The sequence below is a fragment of the Pseudomonas californiensis genome (genome assembly GCF_021147775.1).
Lineage (GTDB): Bacteria > Pseudomonadota > Gammaproteobacteria > Pseudomonadales > Pseudomonadaceae > Aquipseudomonas > Aquipseudomonas californiensis.
Genome location: NZ_JAGTPK010000016.1, coordinates 36,702 through 57,844 on the forward strand (window position 1 = coordinate 36,702; position 21,143 = coordinate 57,844).

The 21,143-nt window shown below is 58.0% G+C and carries 16 protein-coding genes, 1 tRNA gene and 1 pseudogene; 8 read left to right on the forward strand and 10 right to left on the reverse strand.

The window, feature by feature from the left end; all coding sequences use genetic code 11:
* Window positions 1–25 precede the first annotated feature (25 nt).
* Together folK and folB are read right to left on the reverse strand one after the other, a co-directional pair.
* Window positions 26–544, reverse strand: coding sequence for a 2-amino-4-hydroxy-6-hydroxymethyldihydropteridine diphosphokinase (gene folK / locus KDX37_RS16830; RefSeq protein WP_231653844.1), 519 nt, complete (start codon window positions 542–544; stop codon window positions 26–28).
* On the reverse strand, window positions 535–888 hold the full coding sequence (folB, locus tag KDX37_RS16835) for a dihydroneopterin aldolase (RefSeq protein WP_231653845.1): 354 nt from the start codon (window positions 886–888) through the stop codon (window positions 535–537). Before folB ends, folK begins: the two co-directional genes overlap by 10 nt.
* A gap of 74 nt (window positions 889–962) precedes the next feature.
* Between folB and plsY the strand changes: the two genes are divergently transcribed.
* Complete coding sequence (gene plsY, locus KDX37_RS16840; protein ID WP_231653846.1) at window positions 963–1,532, forward strand: glycerol-3-phosphate 1-O-acyltransferase PlsY; 570 nt, start codon at window positions 963–965, stop codon at window positions 1,530–1,532.
* 82 nt (window positions 1,533–1,614) lie between these two features.
* Here plsY and tsaD read toward each other — a convergent pair whose 3' ends face one another.
* Window positions 1,615–2,640, reverse strand: coding sequence for a tRNA (adenosine(37)-N6)-threonylcarbamoyltransferase complex transferase subunit TsaD (gene tsaD / locus KDX37_RS16845; protein ID WP_231653847.1), 1,026 nt, complete (start codon window positions 2,638–2,640; stop codon window positions 1,615–1,617).
* 198 nt (window positions 2,641–2,838) lie between these two features.
* On the opposite strand from tsaD, the gene rpsU reads away from it, so the two are divergent.
* From rpsU to KDX37_RS16875, 6 genes are all read left to right on the forward strand, one after another.
* Window positions 2,839–3,054 (forward strand): 30S ribosomal protein S21, encoded by a 216-nt coding sequence (rpsU, locus tag KDX37_RS16850; protein ID WP_002551877.1) that lies wholly within the window; start codon window positions 2,839–2,841, stop codon window positions 3,052–3,054.
* Between the two features lie 464 nt (window positions 3,055–3,518).
* Complete coding sequence (gene dnaG, locus KDX37_RS16855) at window positions 3,519–5,474, forward strand: DNA primase (protein WP_231653848.1); 1,956 nt, start codon at window positions 3,519–3,521, stop codon at window positions 5,472–5,474.
* Between the two features lie 67 nt (window positions 5,475–5,541).
* Entirely contained in the window at window positions 5,542–7,389 is a 1,848-nt protein-coding gene (rpoD, locus tag KDX37_RS16860) for an RNA polymerase sigma factor RpoD (RefSeq protein WP_231653849.1), read from the forward strand.
* Between the two features lie 439 nt (window positions 7,390–7,828).
* Window positions 7,829–10,318 (forward strand): EAL domain-containing protein, encoded by a 2,490-nt coding sequence (locus KDX37_RS16865; RefSeq protein ID WP_231653926.1) that lies wholly within the window; start codon window positions 7,829–7,831, stop codon window positions 10,316–10,318.
* Window positions 10,319–10,333: 15 nt separating this feature from the next.
* A tRNA-Ile gene (locus tag KDX37_RS16870) sits at window positions 10,334–10,410 on the forward strand.
* A gap of 729 nt (window positions 10,411–11,139) precedes the next feature.
* The gene (locus tag KDX37_RS16875) at window positions 11,140–11,718 is read left to right on the forward strand and encodes a DUF1349 domain-containing protein (RefSeq protein WP_406642626.1); all 579 of its coding nucleotides are present in this window, start codon (window positions 11,140–11,142) and stop codon (window positions 11,716–11,718) included.
* A 125-nt stretch (window positions 11,719–11,843) separates the two neighbouring features.
* On the opposite strand, the gene KDX37_RS16880 is transcribed toward KDX37_RS16875, so the two are convergent.
* The 4 genes and pseudogenes from KDX37_RS16880 to KDX37_RS16895 form a co-directional block, all read right to left on the reverse strand.
* Window positions 11,844–12,839 (reverse strand): J domain-containing protein, encoded by a 996-nt coding sequence (locus tag KDX37_RS16880; protein WP_231653851.1) that lies wholly within the window; start codon window positions 12,837–12,839, stop codon window positions 11,844–11,846.
* 210 nt (window positions 12,840–13,049) lie between these two features.
* Window positions 13,050–14,374 (reverse strand): annotated as a pseudogene (locus tag KDX37_RS16885) (NAD(P)/FAD-dependent oxidoreductase).
* A gap of 252 nt (window positions 14,375–14,626) precedes the next feature.
* The gene (locus tag KDX37_RS16890) at window positions 14,627–15,358 is read right to left on the reverse strand and encodes a hypothetical protein (protein WP_231653852.1); all 732 of its coding nucleotides are present in this window, start codon (window positions 15,356–15,358) and stop codon (window positions 14,627–14,629) included.
* Between the two features lie 212 nt (window positions 15,359–15,570).
* Window positions 15,571–16,662 (reverse strand): NADH:flavin oxidoreductase/NADH oxidase, encoded by a 1,092-nt coding sequence (locus KDX37_RS16895; RefSeq protein ID WP_231653853.1) that lies wholly within the window; start codon window positions 16,660–16,662, stop codon window positions 15,571–15,573.
* 77 nt (window positions 16,663–16,739) lie between these two features.
* Between KDX37_RS16895 and KDX37_RS16900 the strand changes: the two genes are divergently transcribed.
* The gene (locus KDX37_RS16900; RefSeq protein WP_231653927.1) at window positions 16,740–17,057 is read left to right on the forward strand and encodes an ArsR/SmtB family transcription factor; all 318 of its coding nucleotides are present in this window, start codon (window positions 16,740–16,742) and stop codon (window positions 17,055–17,057) included.
* A gap of 21 nt (window positions 17,058–17,078) precedes the next feature.
* Here the strand turns inward: KDX37_RS16900 and KDX37_RS16905 are convergent, their stop codons facing one another.
* From KDX37_RS16905 to KDX37_RS16915, 3 genes are all read right to left on the reverse strand, one after another.
* On the reverse strand, window positions 17,079–18,131 hold the full coding sequence (locus tag KDX37_RS16905; RefSeq protein WP_231653854.1) for a YopT-type cysteine protease domain-containing protein: 1,053 nt from the start codon (window positions 18,129–18,131) through the stop codon (window positions 17,079–17,081).
* 13 nt (window positions 18,132–18,144) lie between these two features.
* Window positions 18,145–18,624 carry a CesT family type III secretion system chaperone gene (locus KDX37_RS16910; protein ID WP_231653855.1) on the reverse strand — a complete coding sequence of 160 codons (480 nt, stop codon included), beginning with the start codon at window positions 18,622–18,624 and terminating at the stop codon, window positions 18,145–18,147.
* A gap of 122 nt (window positions 18,625–18,746) precedes the next feature.
* On the reverse strand, window positions 18,747–20,486 hold the full coding sequence (locus tag KDX37_RS16915; protein ID WP_231653856.1) for a dipeptidase: 1,740 nt from the start codon (window positions 20,484–20,486) through the stop codon (window positions 18,747–18,749).
* Between the last annotated feature and the right edge of the window lie 657 nt (window positions 20,487–21,143).

Below are 21,143 nucleotides of genomic sequence, written 5' to 3' on the forward strand. Positions count from 1 at the left end.
CGGGCAACGCTGCGCATGGCGCTCGCTACAGCAATTCAGCTGGCGTCAGCGCCTTGCCCCGCCACTCGAAGGACACCGGCCAGAGCTGCTGATCAATCTGCGCTTCGGCCCATAGTTTGCCAAACGGTACGCCTACGCCAGGATGCAGGCGTTCCGGCGCGATCAGCGACAAGGGCCGCAACACGAAGGCATTCTTGAGGATCTCGGCCCTGGGCAGAACCAGTCCGTCGAAGTTTCCGACCTGCTCGCCGTACAGCAACACGTCGATATCCAGTGGCAGCCCCTTGCGATCAGGCGCGTAGCGGCCATTGTCGGCCTCGATGAATTTCAGACGGCGGTCCAGCTCCAACAGCGGCAGGTCAGTCAGGGCCGACACCACCAGGTTGAAAAACGGCCCGCTCTTGATGCCCACCGCATGGCTTTCAAACACCGGCGAGCAGCTCAGGTCGCTCAGGAAGTCGTCCAACGCATCCAACCCTGCGCACAGGTGCTGTTCGCGCTCGATATTGCTTCCGAGCCCGAGAAAAATTCGCGTCAGCGACATCCGCGCTCGATCTCCACGCCCACACCGGCTGCGGCAGCAACGGCACCCGGCTTGATCACTTTCAAACGCAGCCAGGGAATGGTGAATTCGCTCATCAACACCTCGGCCAGACGCTCGGCGAAGGTCTCGACCAGTTGAAATTGCGCCTGCTCGGCGAAGGCCTGGATACGGTTCGAAACGCTGGCATAGTCGAGTGCCTTGGTGAGGTCATCGCCCGCCGCAGCAGGTCGGTTGTCCCATGCAAAGCTGAGGTCCAGACGCAGGCACTGGCGAATACCACGCTCCCAGTCATAAGCGCCGATCACCGTATCGACTTGCAGACCCTCGATGAAAACTCTGTCCAAGCACTACTCTCCGCTGCACGACAAGGGCGCGATGCGCCGTTAGAATCAGGGCATCCTCGCCCGGAATGGTTAGCATGTTTTGGTTATTGGCGACTTTCGCCTACCTGCTCGGCTCGCTGTCCTTTGCCATCCTGCTCAGCCGCCTCAACGGCAGCCCCGACCCGCGCGCCAGTGGTTCAGGCAACGCAGGCGCCACTAACATGTTGCGGCTGGCCGGTAAAAAACTGGCCATCCTGACCCTGCTCGGCGATCTGTGCAAAGGCCTGCTTCCGGTGCTGCTCGCCTGCACGCTGGGCCTCGACCCTTCGCAGCAAGGCTGGATCGGCGTCTGCGCGGTACTGGGCCACCTCTTTCCGCTGTACTTTCGCTTTCGGGGTGGCAAAGGCGTCGCAACGGCAGCAGGCGTGCTGCTGGGTCTTTACCTCCCGGCAGCGGCGTTGGCGATAGCCGTATGGCTGTTGACCTTGCGCCTGACCCGCACCAGCTCACTGGCCGCATTGATTGCCACACCCATGACGCTACCCTTGCTGGCCTGGCAGGAACCCCGAGCCTTGTTGCCCATGAGTGTCCTTACCCTGCTGATCGTCTGGCGTCATCGCGGCAATCTACGCGACCTGCTCGCCGGGCGCGAACGGCATTTCTGAGGAGCGAGCTGAAAAACGCTCATGTTTCTCCTCTCCAGCACCGCGCCCTTTCCAACGCCACCCGCAGCAAGCTCAAGAAGCCTCACAGCCCCGAGAGCTGCTCCATCGGCCAGCGCGCCTGCACGCTGATACTCAAATCTTCCTTCTGGCCCGCCTGCAGACGCTGGCAGCCAGCGAACGCAATCATCGCGCCGTTATCGGTGCAGAACTCAGGCCGTGCGTAGTAAACATGACCCTGCAAGCTGCCCAGCATGCTCTCCAACGATAAACGCAGCGCCTTGTTGGCACTGACGCCACCGGCGATGACCAGCCGCTTGAGGCCTGTCTGCTTGAGCGCACGCTTGCACTTGATGGTCAAAGTCTCTACCACCGCATGCTGGAAGGCCAGAGCGATGTCGCTACGAGTCTGTTCACTGTCGTCCCCAGCACGCTGGCACTGCTGCCAGGTATTGAGGGCAGAGGTTTTCAGGCCGCTGAAACTGAATTCCAGTCCCGGACGATCAGTCATCGGCTTTGGAAACACGAACCGACCCGGTACACCTTGAGCTGCCAGCCTGGAAATTTCGGGCCCGCCCGGATATTGCAGGCCCATCATCTTGGCCGTCTTGTCGAACGCCTCGCCTGCGGCGTCGTCCAGCGTCTCGCCCAACAGCTCGTACTGACCGATCCCGTCGACCCGAACCAGCTGCGTATGGCCACCGGAAACCAACAAAGCGACGAACGGAAACTCTGGCGGGTTTTCTTCAAGCATCGGGGCCAGCAGGTGACCTTCCATGTGGTGCACGCCCAGCGCCGGAATATCCCAGGCAAATGCCAGGGCCTGAGCGCAGGAAGCACCCACCAGCAATGCACCCACAAGGCCCGGCCCTGCTGTGTATGCGATGGCATCGATGTCAGTGGCCACACAGTCAGCCTCGGCCAGCGTCTGACGAATCAGGGGCAGCATGCGCTTGACGTGATCGCGTGAAGCCAGCTCCGGCACTACGCCGCCATAGGCACGGTGCAGGTCGATCTGACTGAATAATGCATCCGCCAGCAAACCGCGCTCGCTGTCGTAAAGTGCGACGCCGGTTTCATCGCAGGACGTTTCTAATCCCAGTACTAGCATGGGTTTGCGCCTTGTAGGGGGCAGATTTGAAGGCGCGCATAATAGTCGTCGCCCGAGGTGCCGACCAGCGGTTTTCGATCAGAGGCTTTGCATTCCTCTCAATGAGGGGTTAACATCCGCAACCCTTAAAAACCGACGTACTTTTGTGCAGTGTTTGCACGAAGCGTTGACCCCGGTAATGAATGAAGGTAGCTCTGGATGCCAGCCGTCAAAGTTAAAGAGAACGAACCCTTCGACGTAGCTCTGCGTCGTTTCAAGCGCTCCTGCGAAAAAGCCGGTGTTCTGGCTGAAGTTCGTAGCCGCGAATTTTACGAGAAGCCGACTTCTGAGCGTAAGCGCAAGGCAGCTGCTGCTGTCAAACGTCACGCCAAGAAAGTTCAGCGCGAACAGCGCCGCGCCGTTCGTCTGTATTAATTTACAGACTTTCGTCGCAAGCTTCTGCCTTGCCCGGCAACACAGCCGGGCTGTCGGCAGTTGCAGCTATAGCATCACGCTAGATTGACGGAGCCTGTCCAAGCCGCACACGCGACCGGGATATTCAGTCAAGCAACGTCCAGCCTGTTTACAGGCAACATTGATCACGTCCAATCGGACAGCGAATCGATCAGTGGACAAGACGAGTATGCCTTGATGACTTCGCAAGAAGCTCAGCCAAGGCAGCGTCTCCCGTGACAGCAACGTGGATACCGATCTTGAGGCCTTCATGGGCTCAGATAACGGCTGCGCGTTTATTCCCTTTGCAGGCTCGAGCACCGATCTCCGGATGCAAGCGCGTGCCCGCTCATTACTGGCTCCGCTTAAAAGACGGCTGACAGGCTGACAGAACACTCGTAGAGTCACCACGATACTTTCGCGACACGCTTGATGATGAGAACGCCATGGCCGGGCTGATTCCCCAGAGCTTTATCGACGACCTGCTGAACCGTACCGACATTGTCGACATCGTCAGTTCGCGCGTGCAGCTCAAGAAAGCGGGAAAGAATTACAGCGCGTGCTGCCCGTTCCACAAAGAGAAAACACCCTCTTTCAGCGTAAGCCCCGACAAACAGTTTTATTACTGCTTTGGCTGCGGAGCAGGCGGAAACGCGCTGGGCTTTATCATGGACCACGACAATCTGGACTTTCCCCAGGCGGTCGAGGACCTGGCGAAAGCTGCTGGCATGGAAGTGCCACGCGAACAGAACGTCAAAGGCCAAAAGCCGCGCCAACCGACGGACTCCCCGCTTTACCCACTGCTGACCGCCGCTGCCGAATTCTATCGCCAGGCCCTGAAAAGCCATCCCATGCGCAAGGCGGCTGTGGATTATCTCAAGGGTCGCGGCCTTTCCGGCGAAATCGCCCGAGACTTCGGCATGGGCTTTGCGCCGCCGGGATGGGACAACCTCTACAAGCATTTGAGCAGCGACTCGCTGCAGCAAAAGGTCATGATTGACGCTGGCCTGCTGATCGAGAACGCCGAAACCGGCAAGCGCTACGACCGTTTTCGCGACCGGGTCATGTTCCCGATCCGTGATTCACGCGGACGCGTCATCGCCTTTGGCGGGCGGGTGCTGGGTGACGACAAGCCCAAGTACCTGAACTCCCCGGAAACCCCGGTTTTCCACAAAGGACAGGAGCTGTACGGTCTGTTCGAAGCGCGCAAATTCAATCGCAATCTCGATGAAATCATCGTGGTTGAAGGCTACATGGACGTGATCGCCCTTGCCCAGCAAGGCCTGCGTAACGCCGTCGCAACGCTGGGTACCGCCACCAGCGAAGAGCACTTGAAGCGCCTGTTCCGGGTAGTGCCCAACGTGCTGTTCTGCTTTGACGGCGACCAGGCCGGTCGCAATGCGGCATGGCGGGCGCTTGAAGCGACACTGTCGAGCCTGCAGGACGGCCGGCGTGCACGCTTCCTGTTCCTTCCGGAAGGCGAAGACCCGGACACGCTGGTGCGCTCCGAAGGCACTGACGCGTTCAAGGCACGCATCAATCAGCACGCACAACCACTGGCCGATTACTTTTTTGAGCAATTGACCAAAGAAGCCGATCCGCGCTCGCTTGAAGGCAAGGCCCACATGGCCACCCTCGCCGCGCCACTGATCGACAAGGTACCCGGCGCCAATCTGCGTATTCTGATGCGTCAGCGCCTCAGTGAAATTACCGGTTTGACAGGCGAAGCCGTCAGCCAACTGGTGCAAAGCGCACCGGCTGAAGCGCCGCCCAGCTATGACCCGTACGTCGATTACGACGCCATGCCCGACTTTGCCGACTACCAACAGGCAGGTGGCTATGAAGCGCAGCAGGAATGGACGCCCAAGAAGACCGGCGGTCAGAATCAGAAAAAATGGGATAAAAAACCCTGGGACAAAAAAGGCAAGCGCGGCGACTTTGAACCTCGTACTCCACGCGTACCGACAGCGGTAGAACCGCCCATGCAAGCGGCGCTGAGGACATTGCTGCATCACCCTGAACTGGCCGAGAAAGTCGAAAATGCCAGCCATTTCGCTGCAGAAGACCAGTCTCAGGCGCAATTACTGGTCTCGCTTATTGAAGCCAGGCAAAAGAATCCCAATCTTCGGTCGTTACAGTTGATAGCGCGATGGCACGGCACAGAACAGGGCCGTCTGCTGCGCGCATTGGCCGAAAAGGAATGGTTGATCGAGGCCGATAACCTTGAACAACAGTTTTTCGACACTATAACTAGCTTATCTGCTCGCCAACGCGAGCGCAGTCTGGAACATCTGATCAGCAAAGCACGTCAAACCGAGCTGAGTGCGGAAGAGAAAATTCAGCTTCGTGAACTGCTAAATCGCAATGTTCCTGCACAAACCCCGACCTCAACTGGCGCGTGAGGTCATAGCTCGGGTATAATCCTCGGCTTGTTTTTTGCCCGCCAAGACCTTCAGTGGATAGGGTGTTATGTCCGGAAAAGCGCAACAGCAGTCTCGTATCAAAGAGTTGATCACCCTGGGTCGTGAGCAGAAGTATCTGACTTACGCAGAGGTCAACGACCACCTGCCCGAGGATATTTCAGATCCTGAGCAGGTGGAAGACATCATCCGCATGATCAACGACATGGGGATCCCGGTACACGAGAGTGCTCCGGATGCGGACGCCTTGATGCTGGCCGACGCCGATACCGATGAGGCAGCCGCAGAAGAAGCGGCCGCAGCATTGGCAGCGGTTGAAACCGACATCGGTCGTACCACCGATCCCGTTCGTATGTACATGCGAGAAATGGGCACCGTTGAACTTCTGACCCGTGAAGGCGAAATCGAAATCGCCAAACGTATCGAGGAAGGCATCCGTGAAGTGATGGGCGCAATTGCGCACTTCCCAGGCACGGTTGACCACATTCTCTCTGAATACACACGAGTCACGAGCGAAGGCGGTCGTCTTTCTGACGTTCTGAGCGGCTACATCGACCCGGACGACGGCATTGCGCCGCCTGCCGAAGTCCCTCCTCCCGTCGACCCCAAGGCTCCAAAGGCCGAGGGTGCAGATGATGACGAGGAAGACTCGGCAGACTCCGACGATGAAGAAGAAGCCGAAAGCGGTCCTGATCCGGTCATTGCACAACAGCGCTTCGGCGCCGTGTCTGACCAGATGGAAATCACCCGCAAGGCTCTGAAGAAACTCGGTCGCAACGACAAGCACGCCATTGCAGAAATGGTTGCCCTTGCCGAACTCTTCATGCCAATCAAGCTGGTTCCAAAGCAGTTTGAAGGGCTGGTCGAGCGTGTACGCAGTGCTCTGGAGCGCTTGCGTGCTCAGGAACGCGCAATCATGCAGCTGTGTGTGCGTGATGCACGCATGCCACGCGCTGACTTCCTTCGCCAGTTCCCGGGCAACGAAGTCGACGAAAGCTGGACCGATTCGCTGGCCAAGGGCAAAGGCAAATACGCCGAAGCCATCGGCCGCTTGCAGCCTGACATTCAGCGTTGCCAGCAGAAGCTGTCTGCACTTGAAGAAGAGACCGGCCTGAAAATCGCCGAGATCAAGGACATCAACCGTCGCATGTCGATCGGTGAGGCCAAGGCCCGCCGCGCGAAGAAAGAGATGGTCGAAGCGAACTTGCGTCTGGTGATCTCCATTGCCAAGAAGTACACCAACCGTGGCTTGCAATTCCTCGATCTGATCCAGGAAGGCAACATCGGCTTGATGAAGGCTGTGGACAAGTTCGAATACCGTCGTGGTTACAAGTTCTCGACTTATGCCACCTGGTGGATCCGTCAGGCGATCACTCGCTCGATTGCCGACCAGGCACGCACCATCCGTATTCCGGTGCACATGATCGAGACGATCAACAAGCTCAACCGTATTTCCCGTCAGATGTTGCAGGAAATGGGTCGCGAACCGACTCCGGAAGAGCTGGGCGAACGCATGGAAATGCCTGAGGACAAGATCCGCAAGGTATTGAAGATCGCTAAAGAGCCGATCTCCATGGAAACGCCGATCGGTGACGACGAAGATTCGCACCTGGGTGACTTCATCGAAGACTCGACCATGCAGTCGCCAATCGATGTCGCTACCGTTGAAAGCCTGAAAGAAGCAACGCGTGAAGTGCTGTCGGGCCTCACCGCCCGCGAAGCCAAAGTCTTGCGCATGCGCTTCGGCATCGACATGAATACCGACCACACGCTTGAAGAGGTTGGTAAGCAGTTTGACGTAACGCGCGAGCGGATCCGTCAGATCGAAGCCAAGGCACTGCGCAAATTGCGTCACCCGACCCGTAGCGAGCATTTGCGCTCGTTCCTCGACGAGTAAACGCAAACGCGTCAAACAAAACCCCCGGCCTGCCGGGGGTTTTGCATTTCCGGCTGTTTGACTCCATGCCCGCTTCAACCATCAATTCAAGCGCATCGGCCTGTCGCCCTCGGTGAATACGGCTACTTGCACCTCTTTGTACGCTTGCCAACCGTCGATAGGGAGGCAAACTTTGGCAGTTTGGCCTACAACTATCAGCTCAAGCACAAAATTCGCTTGCTACCCCTTGGCCCGAATCGACACAGCCAAAAAGGGGTGAGCGCGGCACCGCCCCCTTCGCTTGAGTATTTGGCGGTACCGAAGCTTCGCGAGCAATGAACCTGAAGCAGTAAGGACCCCAGCATCAATTGCCGAGCACTCATGGCTGCGGCTGAGTGCGCTGGATTCACGATTTGTCATCCTGATCGAACACGGACGTGAGCCATTTATGCGTGGATTAATGATCGACATCAGTGACAGCAATCAAACCGAGCAAGCACTGCGACAATCCGAAGACCGGTTCGCCTCAGTTTTTGCCCAGTCTCCGGACATCCTGGTGATCGCGAGCCTTGCCGACGGCAAGATCCTCGAAGCCAACGACGCGTTCGTCGAGAAAACCGGCCTCACTGTCGCAGAAGTCATGGGTAAAACACCGACCCAGCTGGACCTGTGGGGAGTGCCGGGCATAGGCCCTTCGCTTCTTGAGCAGTTGCAAAAAGGCAATATCCGCAACCTGGAGCTGCCGTTTCGATGTAAGGACGGCCAGACCTTCTCAGGCCTTATGTCTGCGCAGCCGATCATCCTGAGCACAACGCCTACCGTGCTGATCGTTGTCCGGGACATTACCCCGCTCAAGGAGGCTCAGCAGCAGTTGCGAGCGTCTGAAGAGAAGTTCGCTGGCGCTTTTCATGCCTCCCCTGACGGGTTGGCCATCACCCGTGAACGAGATGGTTTTATGCTTGAGGTCAACGAAGGGTTCTGTCGCATAACAGGCTATGACGAACAACGATGCCTGGAGCATTCCACTCTTGATCTGGGCCTGTGGGCCGACCCGAGAGAGCGCAAGTCGCTTGTCAAACAGATGAGAATAAAAGGGTCTATCCACGACTTTCGGGCAAGGATTCGCGGCTCAGACGGCAGAATCAGGCTCTGCGAGCTGTCCTCGCACTCCGTGCAGATCGGCGGTGAAAAATGCCTGCTGACCATCTCCCGTGACATCACCGAACGCCAACAGATGCAGGAGAAACTGCACCTGGCCGCGACGGTATTCGAAAGCACAGCAGAAGGCGTGCTCATCACCGATACAAACCAGCGCATCAATGCCGTGAACCGTGCGTTCAGTGAAATCACCGGGTACAGCGAAAGCGAGGCTACTGGCATGACGCCGCGCCTGCTTGCCTCAGGCGTGCACGACAGCGCCTTTTACGCCGCCATGTGGCATCAATTGACAGCAGAGGGCCATTGGCAAGGCGAGATCTGCAACCGCCGAAAAAATGGAGAAATGTTCCCGAGCTGGCTGACCATTAACGCGGTTCGCAACAAAGAACACGTCATCACCCACTTCGTCGCCGTCTTCGCCGATATCTCCAGAATCAAACAGGCTCAGGCGCGCCTGGACTATCAAGCTCACCACGACCCGCTCACCGGCCTCCCCAACCGAACCCTCTTCGAGAGCCGCCTGCAGACTGCCCTGTTGCACAGCGAGGAATCGGGCAGCCTTGGGGCCGTTCTGTTTCTGGATCTGGACCGTTTCAAACACATCAACGACAGCCTGGGTCACCCGATCGGCGATCTGCTATTGAAAGGCATTGCCCATCGACTCAAGGAGAACCTGCGCGACATTGATACCGTCGCAAGGTTGGGCGGTGATGAGTTCATCGTCCTGCTGCCAGGCTTGCTACAAGCCGCCGATGCGCAGACCATCGCCCACAAACTGCTTGCCTGCTTCAGCGCGCCCTTCCAGGCCGACGAGCACGAGTTCTTCATGAGCGCCAGCATTGGCTGCAGCCTGTTCCCCGATGACGGCACCGACGTCGCCACATTGGTCAAAAACGCGGACGCGGCCATGTATCGCTCCAAAGCCAAAGGTCGCAACCGCGTCGAAAGCTACACCCGCGACCTGACCGCGCAGGCCAGCGAACGCATCGCCCTGGAACAGGAACTGCGCAGAGCGCTGGACCGCAACGAGCTGAGCCTGTCTTTTCAGCCCAAGGTCTGCCTGTTGAGCAACATCATGGTTGGCGCCGAAGCGCTGATTCGCTGGAGCCATCCCCTATTTGGCGAAGTACCGCCCGAGCATTTCATCCCACTGGCGGAAGAGAACGGGATGATCCTGCAGATTGGCGATTGGGTGCTTGAACAGGCCTGTCGCCAGATGCACGAATGGCGCAAGACCCACAAACCCTTCGGCACCTTGTCGGTCAACCTGGCAGGCGCCCAACTCAGACAACCACACCTGGTCAGCCGCATCGAACAGCTGCTGGCAGACCACGGACTGGAACCCGAATGCCTGCAACTGGAGATCACTGAAAACTTCATCATGAGCCAGACCCAGGAAGCGCTGGCCGTCCTGCACAAACTGAAAAAGCTCGGCGTGCAACTGGCCATCGACGATTTCGGTACTGGTTACTCATCGCTGAGCTACCTCAAGCGCCTGCCGCTGGACATCCTCAAGATCGACCAGTCATTCGTCCGCGGCCTGCCTGAAGACTCCCACGACGCCGCTATCGTGCGCGCCATCATCGCACTGGGCCGCAGCATGCAACTCACCGTCATCGCCGAAGGCGTGGAGAACCACGAACAACAACAATTCCTCGCTGCCGAAGGCTGCGAACAGATGCAGGGCTACCTCATCAGCCTGCCCCTCCCACCCGACGAATTCTGCACGAGGTTTCTTCTTATGAAGGTTTCGGACTTTTCGGATAGCACAGCCGCGAAACCGCCGTTATAATCCGCGACCTACTGAGGGCCCATAGCTCAGTTGGTTAGAGCAGAGGACTCATAATCCTTTGGTCCACGGTTCGAGTCCGTGTGGGCCCACCACCTTTGAAAGCCGCGCATTGCGCGGCTTTCGCGTTTCTGGGTGGTTCTCCACTAAGACCGTCCTATGGTCGACTCCAAAGAGTCCAAGGATCTCGCGCCCAAGAGATCGCTTAAACTCTTCGTCCGAACGAAAATTGGCAACGGCGTAAAGGGCTCGTCCTTCTCGCGGATGAAACGAACCGGGGATGGTTCCTGCGGCTTCTCTGGTGGTTTGTGGTCCATACAGCTCCTCCTGTTTCCCACGAATTTATAGGCTCTGCGGATGCGACTGGTTAGGTAGCGCAAAACCCGATCACCCGAATCGCGGACGATCCTGAGAGAGTGGGCTACGCGCCTCCTGAATAGCTTACAGTCCCGCGTGCCTAGGTGTTCACGGAAAATTCCCGAGGTGGTCTTAACTAATTTCCACGCCTAGGCCCCTGCTTCATCCCGTGACCACAAGCCCAAGCGAATCGCCTCTTGCAGATCTGGAAAAACCTTCAGAAATCCATCCCTAGGATGAATCCGAGAGAGCCTTAAAGTCGGGTTGGCTGTGGCTTTGCGGATGTCGCGATCCAGCCCAGACGGGAGTGCCTTGAATCATGGTCGTAGGCAGCGAAACTCGAGGACTCACGGTCAAATCACGCACTGCTGGCCTTCAAAGAGCCAGTTAACCTGAGCCAGGCAGATGTGGCACACCATTGAATGGAGGAATGCACCATGGAAGATGACCAGCATCTTCAAGACTCGATCTGGAGCAGCGCAAGGTGGCTCAATGAGCCCGGTAGTTGCCGTGTGCTGGCGGACCACTCGCTGGAGGTGGTGACTGACGAGCAGACTGATTTCTGGCGTGAAACCCATTATGGCTTCATACGAGACAGCGGTCATTTTCTCGGTTTCAGCAGCGTGGGTGGGTTTACTGCCCAGATCAGAGTGAATGCCGATTTCAGGGAGCTCTATGACCAGGCTGGGATCATGGTCCGGATCGATGAGCAGACCTGGGTCAAGGCAGGGATCGAGTTCAACGACGGGCATGCAATGCTCAGCAGTGTCCTCACTCAGGGTCGGTCGGACTGGGCACCCAGTTACTTTTCGGGTGATCCTCGCGACTTTTGGCTTCGGGTGACGGTCGCGAACGGCGTGCTGCGCCTGCAGTATTCATCCGACGGTGTGTGCTGGCCTTTGCTCAGGCTTGCGCCCTTCCCCGAGGCGCAAAGCTATCAGGTCGGCCCCATCTGCTGTACGCCACAGCGCAAAGGCCTGCAGGTCAGGTTTTCAGAGTGGTCTTTGACGCCTCCCGTGGAGCGCGACCTGCACGATCTGAGCTAAAGAGCGATAGCGCCCGATCCGCCCGGGCATGTTCGCCCTGCGGACTGAGCAGATCGGGCAGCGTGTTTGTCCCGAATGTTCAAGGAGCCTGCCTTAGAGGCACAAGGCTGACGCGGCGTATCCGGTCAGATGTTCTCGCCCTGCTCGTTGATGCGCCCGCTGTCGTAAGCCTTGCGCATTTCCGGATCGGACAGGATCGTGTAAGCATTCGAGATGCTCTTGAAGCGTTCAGTCGCTTCTGCCTGGTTGCCCGGATGCTTGTCGGGATGGTGCTTCAATGCGCTGTCCCTGTAAGCCTTTCTGATGGCGCTCATGTCTGCGGTCATGTCAGTAAGGCCCAGGTGTTGATACAACGGTTTCACGACCGGCTTGGCGGGGCGGTCTTCGCCCACCTTGGCTGAAGCGTCGGCGGCCGTTTTGGCTTCAGGCCGCGGCGCTGAAGGTCGTTTGGGCCCGGCCCCAGACTCTGTTCTGGGCGGAGGTGGAGGAGTGCGGGACGGTCTGCGAGGTCGCTCGTCCTGGCGTTGTGGCCGCTCTGAGCTGTCAGGGCGCGAGGCTGGAGGGGGTGCGCTGCCAGCGCTGGAGGGCTGTGTCTCTTCAGGTATTTGATCAGCGATATCCTGCATCACCTTACTCATGTACAGCTTGCTGGCAAAGAAAGCATTGCGCAGGTTAGCCGCGACGGTGTTGTCCTTATGTGGCTCAGCCAAAGGCGCGGCCAGTGCATCGGCCAGTTTCTTGCCGAGGGAAAACAGCGACTTGCCCGTATGGTCCATGAAGCTCAAAAAACTCATCACCTCCGGCCTTTTAGTGTCGCGCTCCCAGACCACGCTCGCTACGTCATAAGCGGCCCGCGCCAGCTTGAACGCTCCGCCTCTAGCATACGTCTCGACATTGATGACCGGCTCCTTGCCGCTCAACGCGTCCAGGATTACTGACAGCCCTTTCTGCTGGCGCTCAGTGAGATTGCCTTTTTGCTCCAGTAAAGACTGGTTGAGCTGCAAGGCCACCTTGCCAGCAATGTGGCTCGCGACGTTCAACACCAGATCCAGTTTGGGCTTTGGCGAATCGCTGAGAGCTGCGCGCGCCAATGAAGACGCCACGCTGGAGAGATTGATCATAGTGCTTCCCCGGAAGGTCATAACGCCTTAGTGGCAAGCCGATAGATCTGGTTCCAGAGCCAGCACAGCGTGCAGCAAGTGCCATCAGGCGAAGGGGTCTGCACAGAAGGGCGTTAAAGCCCTGCTGTACAGTTCAGGGCTTCAGGCAGGCAAGAATAAACAGAGAACTGGGTTTGAGCACGGATGATGCTCCCGCCAAGTGACCTCCCCTCAAAAATCCGCAACCTTGCCCCAGGCCGAGGACCGAAAACGGTCCGGGTGATACGGTTTCGGGTCGACGATAGGCGTGACGCCGCTGACGATGTCGGCGATCAGGTGGCCTGCGCCGGGGCCTATACCGAAGCCGTGGCCGCTGAAGCCGGCAGCCAGCACCAAGCCTGGAAGGCTGGCCATTTCTCCAATGCCGGGGACGCCGTCGGGCGTGCTGTCTACATAACCTGCCCAGGCTGCCGTGACCGTCGAGCCTTTCAGCAGCGGGATCAGGTCAACGGCACGCTTGTAGGTGAGTTTGACCGCCGCTGGGTCGGCGCTCGGGTCGAGAATCCGCATCCGTTCCATTGGAGTCGGCTCATCCAGACGCCAACGCTTCCAGCTTTCATGGCCCGCGCGCAAACCCTCAAACCCACCCGGCGCCAGGTTGCGCCAGCGGCGCTGAAACATCGGCAAAAATTGTGGCGCGAAACTGAGTAACTGGGGCGTCAGGTCGACGCCCCCCTGCCGCTGATTGCCACTGTGTAACTGCCATCCGAGCGCCGCGTCATGGAAACATCAGGCGTATGCAGCGCAGCTGGCATCTCGTGATCGCGAGGAGCAATCGAGAGCGCAGTCTGGCGGATGGTGGCTTGAGGGAAGCGAATACCGTATTGGCGGCAGAAGGACGACGCCCAGGCGCCTGCCGCCAGCACGGCCTGCCGGGTGCGGATGGTGCCTTTTTCGGTCACGACTGCAGACAACCGGCCGCCTTCGGTCTCGATACCCCGCACGGCGCAGCCCTGATGTACCGTCCCGCCGAGCGCGATGATGGCGCGAGCGACCGCCGGCGCGGCGCGCGACGGGTCTGCGGTGCCATCGGTGGGAGAGAAAACCCCGCCTTTCCACTGTTTGCCAGTTGCGCTGCCGTGTTCAGCGGCTTGCTGGGTGGTAAGCATGTAGGTTTCGACATTGGCGGTGCGCGCAAACTCACCCCAGCGCGCCCAACCTGCCAACTCCTTTTCGTTGTTGCTGAGGTAGAGCAACCCGCAGCGTTTGAAGCCGGTGTCCTCGCCCGTTTCGGCACCGAACTGATCCCACAACTCAAGGCTTTTGGTGGCCATCGGCAGCTCACGCTCATCGCGGTTCTGCTGGCGGCACCAGCCCCAGTTTCGGCTAGATTGCTCAGCGCCGATGCGGCCTTTTTCAACCAGGGCGACTTTCATGCCGCGCCTGGCCAGGTAATAAGCGGTAAACGAACCGATGATACCGCCGCCGATCACGACCACGTCAGCATCCGTCGGCAGGTCGGGTGAGCTTTCTACGGGGGTCAGAGGGGCTGGCATGTCTGGGCATCCGTCAAGGTTCAGTCATAGGGCGAGAGGCAGCCCGTCAGGCGTGTCGCCAGTCATAGTTGAGTACTGGCGTTTCATGGATTTATTACACCACCATGAAGCCATGCATAAACGATTGAAAGTGCAGCTTGCCTGGCACAAACATCCGTTTCGCACACCTGCTTCAGCAGACTTTGCGGATGAGACGGGCAGGCGCTCTACGATGCGGACACAGTACGTGTCCGCATGTCGCCTTGCTCACCATCAACCAGCGGAGGCAGCCGTCTGCTTCGCTGCACGCGCGCTCATGATGATCTCTTCAGTCGCCGCAGTCGCAGGCTGGCCTTTTTTGGTCAACTGAACGAAGAACATGCCGTCGTACTGTTCCTGCGACGGTGTTTTGGTCACGGGGATCAATAGCGCGGCGAGGTCGAGCGTGCCGGCGAAGTTCTCCTTGGTCAAACTGTAGCGCCCCATGGAACTGCCGCTCCAGCCGGTATCAGCTGCCACCAGATCGATGGAGGAGTCTCGGTAGCCCACCGCCGACGCTTTCAGACTGTTGTCGTCATTCAACAGCTTGTTCAAGCGCTCCTCATCCGAGGTGCTCAACTGTCCGGCACTGTTGAGCGCCTTCAAATTGCCGTTCTCTTCTACCGTGAAGCCGAATTTCTTGCTCGCCAGATCGGGCGCCAGTTTCGCCAACGACGTCTGGAACGCCTCGAACGAGTTCTTCAATTGCGCCTTTGCACTGCTATGCACACTCACCCGGTTGAGGAATTCCGGCGTTTGCGATCGACCGATGAGGGTATAGACCTCGTCCATGGACAGCGACGTCGACGGTGCTTTATCGCTCGGATGATAGACAGCAGCGGGCGTGGCGTTCAGCAGCGCCTGTTTGGCAGTGTCGCTCATGGGTTGTGCGGTGAGGATCTGGTCAGAAGGTGTGAGGCGGTTGACCAGCGAAGGGATGTTGACAGGATTCAGGGAGATAGCCATTTCATCGATCCATGATGGGATGTATGGCCTCTGTATCGACGCGACAGGGCAAGAGCTTTAGGGAGAGCCGACCAATAGCCGGACACTGAAGTGTTACTGCACATTAGCGCCAGTGGCACGGCTCCTTCCGGCCACTGAACGTATTACGAGCAACGCTGCTTGCCCTGGCCCGACTGCAGACGTCGAGACCAAGGCTGCTTTACCCGGCGGTCTTAACGATACCGTTCCAGCCAATGCGCGTAAGGCGCTGGCAGGGTCCACGAGGCGTTGTCTACGCCCAGTTCCTTGGCGGCAAAGTAAGGCCAGTGCGGGTCTGCAAGGTGAGCGCGACCGATGGACACCAGATCGAGATGGCCCGATTTGATCGACTCTTCAGCCAACTGCGGAGTGCCGAAGCCCCACGCAGAGGTCACCGGCAAACCTGCTTCGCGGCGCACGCGCTCGGCGACAGGTCCCATGAAGGCCGGGCCCCACGGGATATTGGTGTCCGGGATAGTGAAGCCGACGCTGACGCTCAGCAGATCAAGACCGCCCGCCTTGAAGCGACGCGCCAGTTCGATGGATTCACCAAGAGTCTGCTCATCACGCCCGTCGTACTCGATCACACCGAAGCGCGCGGTCAGCGGCAGGTGCTCAGGCCAGACTTCACGTACGGCAGCGAGGGTTTCCAGCAGGAAACGGCTGCGGTTGTCAAAGCTGCCGCCGTAGGCATCGGTGCGCTGGTTAGAGTGCTCGGAGAAGAAGCTTTGACCGAGGTAACCATGCGCAAAGTGCAGCTCGATCCACTCAAAGCCTGCTTCCAGAGCACGGCGTGCTGCATTGACGAAGTCCTGCTGAACGCGTGCGATGTCGTCCAGAGTCATTTCGCGCGGCACCTTGGGCAGGTTGGCACCGAATGCGATGGCGGACGGGGCGATGGTTTCCCAGCCGCGCGCATCGGACTCAGCGATATGGTCGTCGCCTTCCCACGGACGATTGGCGCTCGCCTTGCGACCAGCGTGCGCGATCTGAATACCCGGAACCGATCCGGCAGCCTTGATCGCTTTGACAACAGGAACGAATGCCTGGGCTTGCTGGTCGTTCCAGATACCCGCACAACCTGGTGTGATTCGGCCTTCAGGCGCAACAGCAGTTGCTTCCACGACCACCAGACCTGCTCCGCCACGCGCCATGCTCGCCAGATGCACGTGGTGCCAATCGTTGATCAGGCCGTCATCCGCCTTGTATTGGCACATCGGTGGAATGGCGATGCGATTACGCAAGGTGACGTCTTTGAGGGTGTAGGGTTCGAACAACGCGGACATGAAAAGTCTCCAGAACTACAAAATACGATTGTTCGATAGTATTCGAAATATAGCGCTGAATGAAACCCCTCGATATGATGCGGCACATGCGAACCTTAAAACACCCAGAACCCCAAGCCGTCACTCTCGACCGCGTGCTCTATGCGTTGAGCGACCCTGTACGGATGGAAATCGTCCGCCATCTGGCAGGCGTTGCGGAAGCATCGTGCGGCGAGCTGTGCGGCGATCGCCCCAAGTCCAGCGCCTCACACCACTTTCGAGTGCTGCGCGATGCCGGGCTGGTGCGCACGCGGAACGTCGGCACCACGCACATGAACTCGCTGCGTGGCGAAGAGCTGGAAACCCGTTTTCCCGGCCTGCTGACGACCATTCTTCGCCAGCTCGGCGAGCCGTAAAACGGTTTACAGTCAGGGTCTTCACCGAAAACGAAAGTCTGCTCCCGGTACGACTTCGCTTATTTGCAGGCGATGATCGGCGCCCTTCCAGTGACTACGCGTGTCTCGTTTGAAGACATCCGCGAGAAAACTGCTCATTTTTTCGCAGTTGTCAGCTTGTACCACACCGAAAAGCGGATCGAAAAAGTGCATGCCGCCTTGGCTGTCCTGATGCAGAGCCATGGCATGTGATTCACTCAACAGCAAAAATGTCCGGGCCTTCACGGGCTGCGACAGGGTCTTCAAATCACGTTCAAGGTCTGCCAGCTTGATCCCGTAATGCCCATGCTGCGCAGTGCCACGGCCCTTGTCCAGCGTCATGCCCAGCTTGGGTAGCGTGCCCAGCAGCATGGGTTTCGCGTTTTCGATTTTGCCCGGATACGCCTGTTGCTCCACATGCTGAAAAGCCATTACCCGAGGCAGCAAGGCGTCGTCCCGGTAGTTTGCGAGCTTCTCGAAAAACAGCTCATCCGGCTGGTCCTTCGCGCGACTTTGGCACCAGTTGACGGCCAGGCCGAAGCAAGCGTGCCCCTCGCCGCCAGCACGACTGTAATCGGCAGCAAACGGCCTGTCGTCGATGGTTTTCTCGAACAGAAACTTGTTCTGATTGAACGGATGAGACAAATGACAGCCGTGCTCCTGAGCAATCCTGCGCTTGGCTTCGATGTTGGCGGTGCTGCCCATGCTGCCGTCCGCCGCCTGCTTGATGCTCGTTTTAGCGTACTGCACAACGCTGTCACGCAAGGAAGCGATGGACGTCATCAAGTCCGGCAACAACTTTTGCAGAGCGTGAAGCTGAGCATTCAAAGCCTCAGGGCCGGGCTGCTCAACGCTTTCGACCGACGAGAACGAGGAATGCGCGTCGAAAAAAACCTCTTCATGCCCCTCCACTGGAACAAAAACGCCTGACGTATGGGGATGAAAATGGGCAAAGGTATCCGGTGAGCCCTGAACAAGTCCGGCCGATGAAGAAGGACGTTCCTGCGACGTGGCAGCGGCCACGCCGGTTGATGCATTAGCGTGCTGAATCTGCATACCAAACCCCTGATCAGGTCATGAAGGTTCGTGGCGTCCGTTGCAGCGACGGCAACACCCGAGGCTCCTTGTGCACCGCCCTGCCGGACTTTTCCTGATACCGAAAGTCTTTGAGGTAGCGTTGCAGCGAGCCGGCCAACTGGCTCAGTCGGGTCATGATGCGATCGAGCGCTTCGTCGTCCAGATCGTCCATGGGGTGAACGCTGCGAAGCAACAGTTGATTCGATTCGGGGTTGTAACCCAGCGCCGCGCCACCGGTGCGCGAGGGGTCAAGGTTGAGCGCCATCGACAGGGTCAAAAGGACGTTGTCCTGCGGCATGGTCAGTGTGGTGATCTGAATGAAGACAAACAGCGCTGTGTCCTGCTCGGGCAACCAGAGCAGGCATTCACTGCCCTCTCTGGTTTTTACCTGATGGCGCAGGCCTTCCAGCGGATCAATACCCCGCCGGCGCAACCACTGGTGAAGCTGATCTTTTGCCTCGACAGGCTGCATGAAAGAATTCCTCGCTCGATAAAACGATAATTCTCTCTGTGGCGAGACACGCAAAACGGTTCCATAAGAAGCCCGCCGCCTCGTCAAGGCAGCGGGTGCGATCCGTTGAAGAAAGCGCCCTCTCACAACTTCGGCAATTGTCCAATCCTGCCGATCATCTCGGTCACGATCTGCAGGTCAAGCAGGAATTGCTCGGTGGTTTTGAACTCATTGTCAGTGTGGCCAGTGTATTTGGCCTCAGGACGGGCCAGTCCGAACTGGACACCGTTGGGCAGTTCGTGGACCGAGGTAGCGCCGGCAGAGGTACCGAACTTGTGTTCCATACCGAGGTTTTCAGTGGCCACGGCAAGCAGCGCTTTGACCCACTCGCCTTCGGGGTTGCGGTACATCGGTTCGGCGATGGAGTAATCGAAGGCTGGCGTGATCTGGGTCTTTTTGCTCCAGGCCGTCAGCTTGCCGGCGATTTCAGTTTTCAGGACTTGCGGAGACTTGCCCTTGGGTACGCGCAGGTTGACTGCCAGCTTGAAGGTCTTGTCGTCCATGCCCACGAACGTCGGGGACGCGGTCAGCGGGCCCATGAAGTCGTCGGCAAAACCGACGCCAAGCTTGCTTCCCAGGTAATCCAGGCCCCAGTTGTCAGCCAGATACCGCGCGGCGTCGGTGATGTGGTTGTGCTTGAGCGCGACCTTGCCGTCCAGGCTGTTGATGAAGTCGAGCATTCTGGCAATCGGATTGACGCCAGACTCGGGCTCGGACGAATGAGCGGATACGCCGGTAACGGTCAGTTTGACGTCCTTGCCTTGGACTGCGGCTGCCACTTCAAAATTGCCGCCATGGTCTTTGACGTAGTCAGCGCCTGCTTTTTGCAGGCTGGCGACCAGTTCTTCGGGCTTGTCGGTCACCAAAGTGACGACCGACTTCGACGGGATCTGATTGGTGGCCATGCCGCCGGTCATCGAGGTGATCTCCGCGCCGTTGCCCTCGGCAGCGCGCCGCGCGAAGTTGGCCATTACCGTGCCGTAGCCTTTTTCGGCAATAACCACCGGGTAGCCGCCGTCGAGCGCCAGGTTGTAGTTCGGCGTAGGGTTGCGTTCGAAGTAATAAGGGATAGCGTCGCCGGAGGTTTCCTCCGTGGTGTCGATCAACAGCTTGAAGTTTCGCGCCAGTGGCAGCTTTTCTTCCTTGATGACTTTCATGGCGTAGAGCGAAACCACGATACCGTTCTTGTCATCCTCGGTACCTCGGCCATACATGCGGTCGCCGATCAGTGTGACCTTGAACGGATCAAGTTTGGTACCGTCCGGCAGCACCCAGTTCTCCGGAGTGACCGGCACGACGTCGGCATGCGCATGAATGCCGACGACCTCGTCGCCAGCCCCTTCAAGGGAGACTTCATAGACGCGGTTATCGACGTTGCGGAAGTTGAGGTTGAACGCCTGAGCAAGGCTTTTGATCTTGTCGGCAATCTTGATGAATTCGGGATTCTCGTGCTGGGCGACGCCGTCCACGCTGAACGTTGGAATGGCCACCAGCTCACGCAGGGTTTCGGTCGCCGCGCTGCCGTACTTCACTCGGGTGTAGAGACCCAGCAGACGGTGGATTTCATTCTGCTGTTCTGCGGTCAGCGTCTTGTTGCCGAGAAACGCGCTGATCGTCACGCCCAGGTTGTCCACCTTGGCTATATCGCTCTTGGCGAGGCTATCCAGAAACTGGCGGAAGTCTGTGACCGAGGCGTCGCTGAAGTTCTTGAGGATGACCGCACTTTGCTGAGGCGTGATATTGGCCTGCACAGCGGTGGTGAACGAGGAAAGAGTGGCGAGCACCAGGGTGGTTACAGCCAGGTGCTTGAGTGAAAGATTCATTGCTGAGGGCATTCCTTTGCAGATCATTCGTGGGAAATAGCTGATCGCTTGATCAGAAACGCCCTCAAAATAACACCACGCACGAAGAATGCGGGAGCCCCGGTTGAGTAATCTGTCGCCCCGACGTGCAGAAACGGCGCACAAACGCAAAACCCTGAGAACGCTAACTGTCGACGAAAATTGAACACGCTTCGTCCCGGAATCGGCCATCACACATCATTGTTTTAAAAGGGCTGTCTTCTTTTAAAAACAGAAACGGAGACACTTCAAAGGTAGTCGCCTTATTACCAAACCTTCAATAATGCGCAAAAAATTTCACATGAAACCGTATTAAACCCTTAACAAATCTCCAACAAACCTGTCGCATCACTTAACAGACTCTCGAATTTAAATACCCATGAACTGTCCGTATCAACAGGTTTATAACGCCTAAAAAATATCACCCGGACAGAGTTGCCCCAAGGCGCCAAACCCAACAAAACAAGGGCCTTCAAGCCTGAACAGGCTAAACGGAAAACAACGACATCTGTTTCATTTAAAAAATGAAGTGTTTTCAGACCCGCCACCACACTCAAACTTATCACTTCACTGATAGTGCTCTACGGAGATAAAGGTTATTTCATTTGATCTCCCTTCTGCGCCCCACTAGCTTTTGCG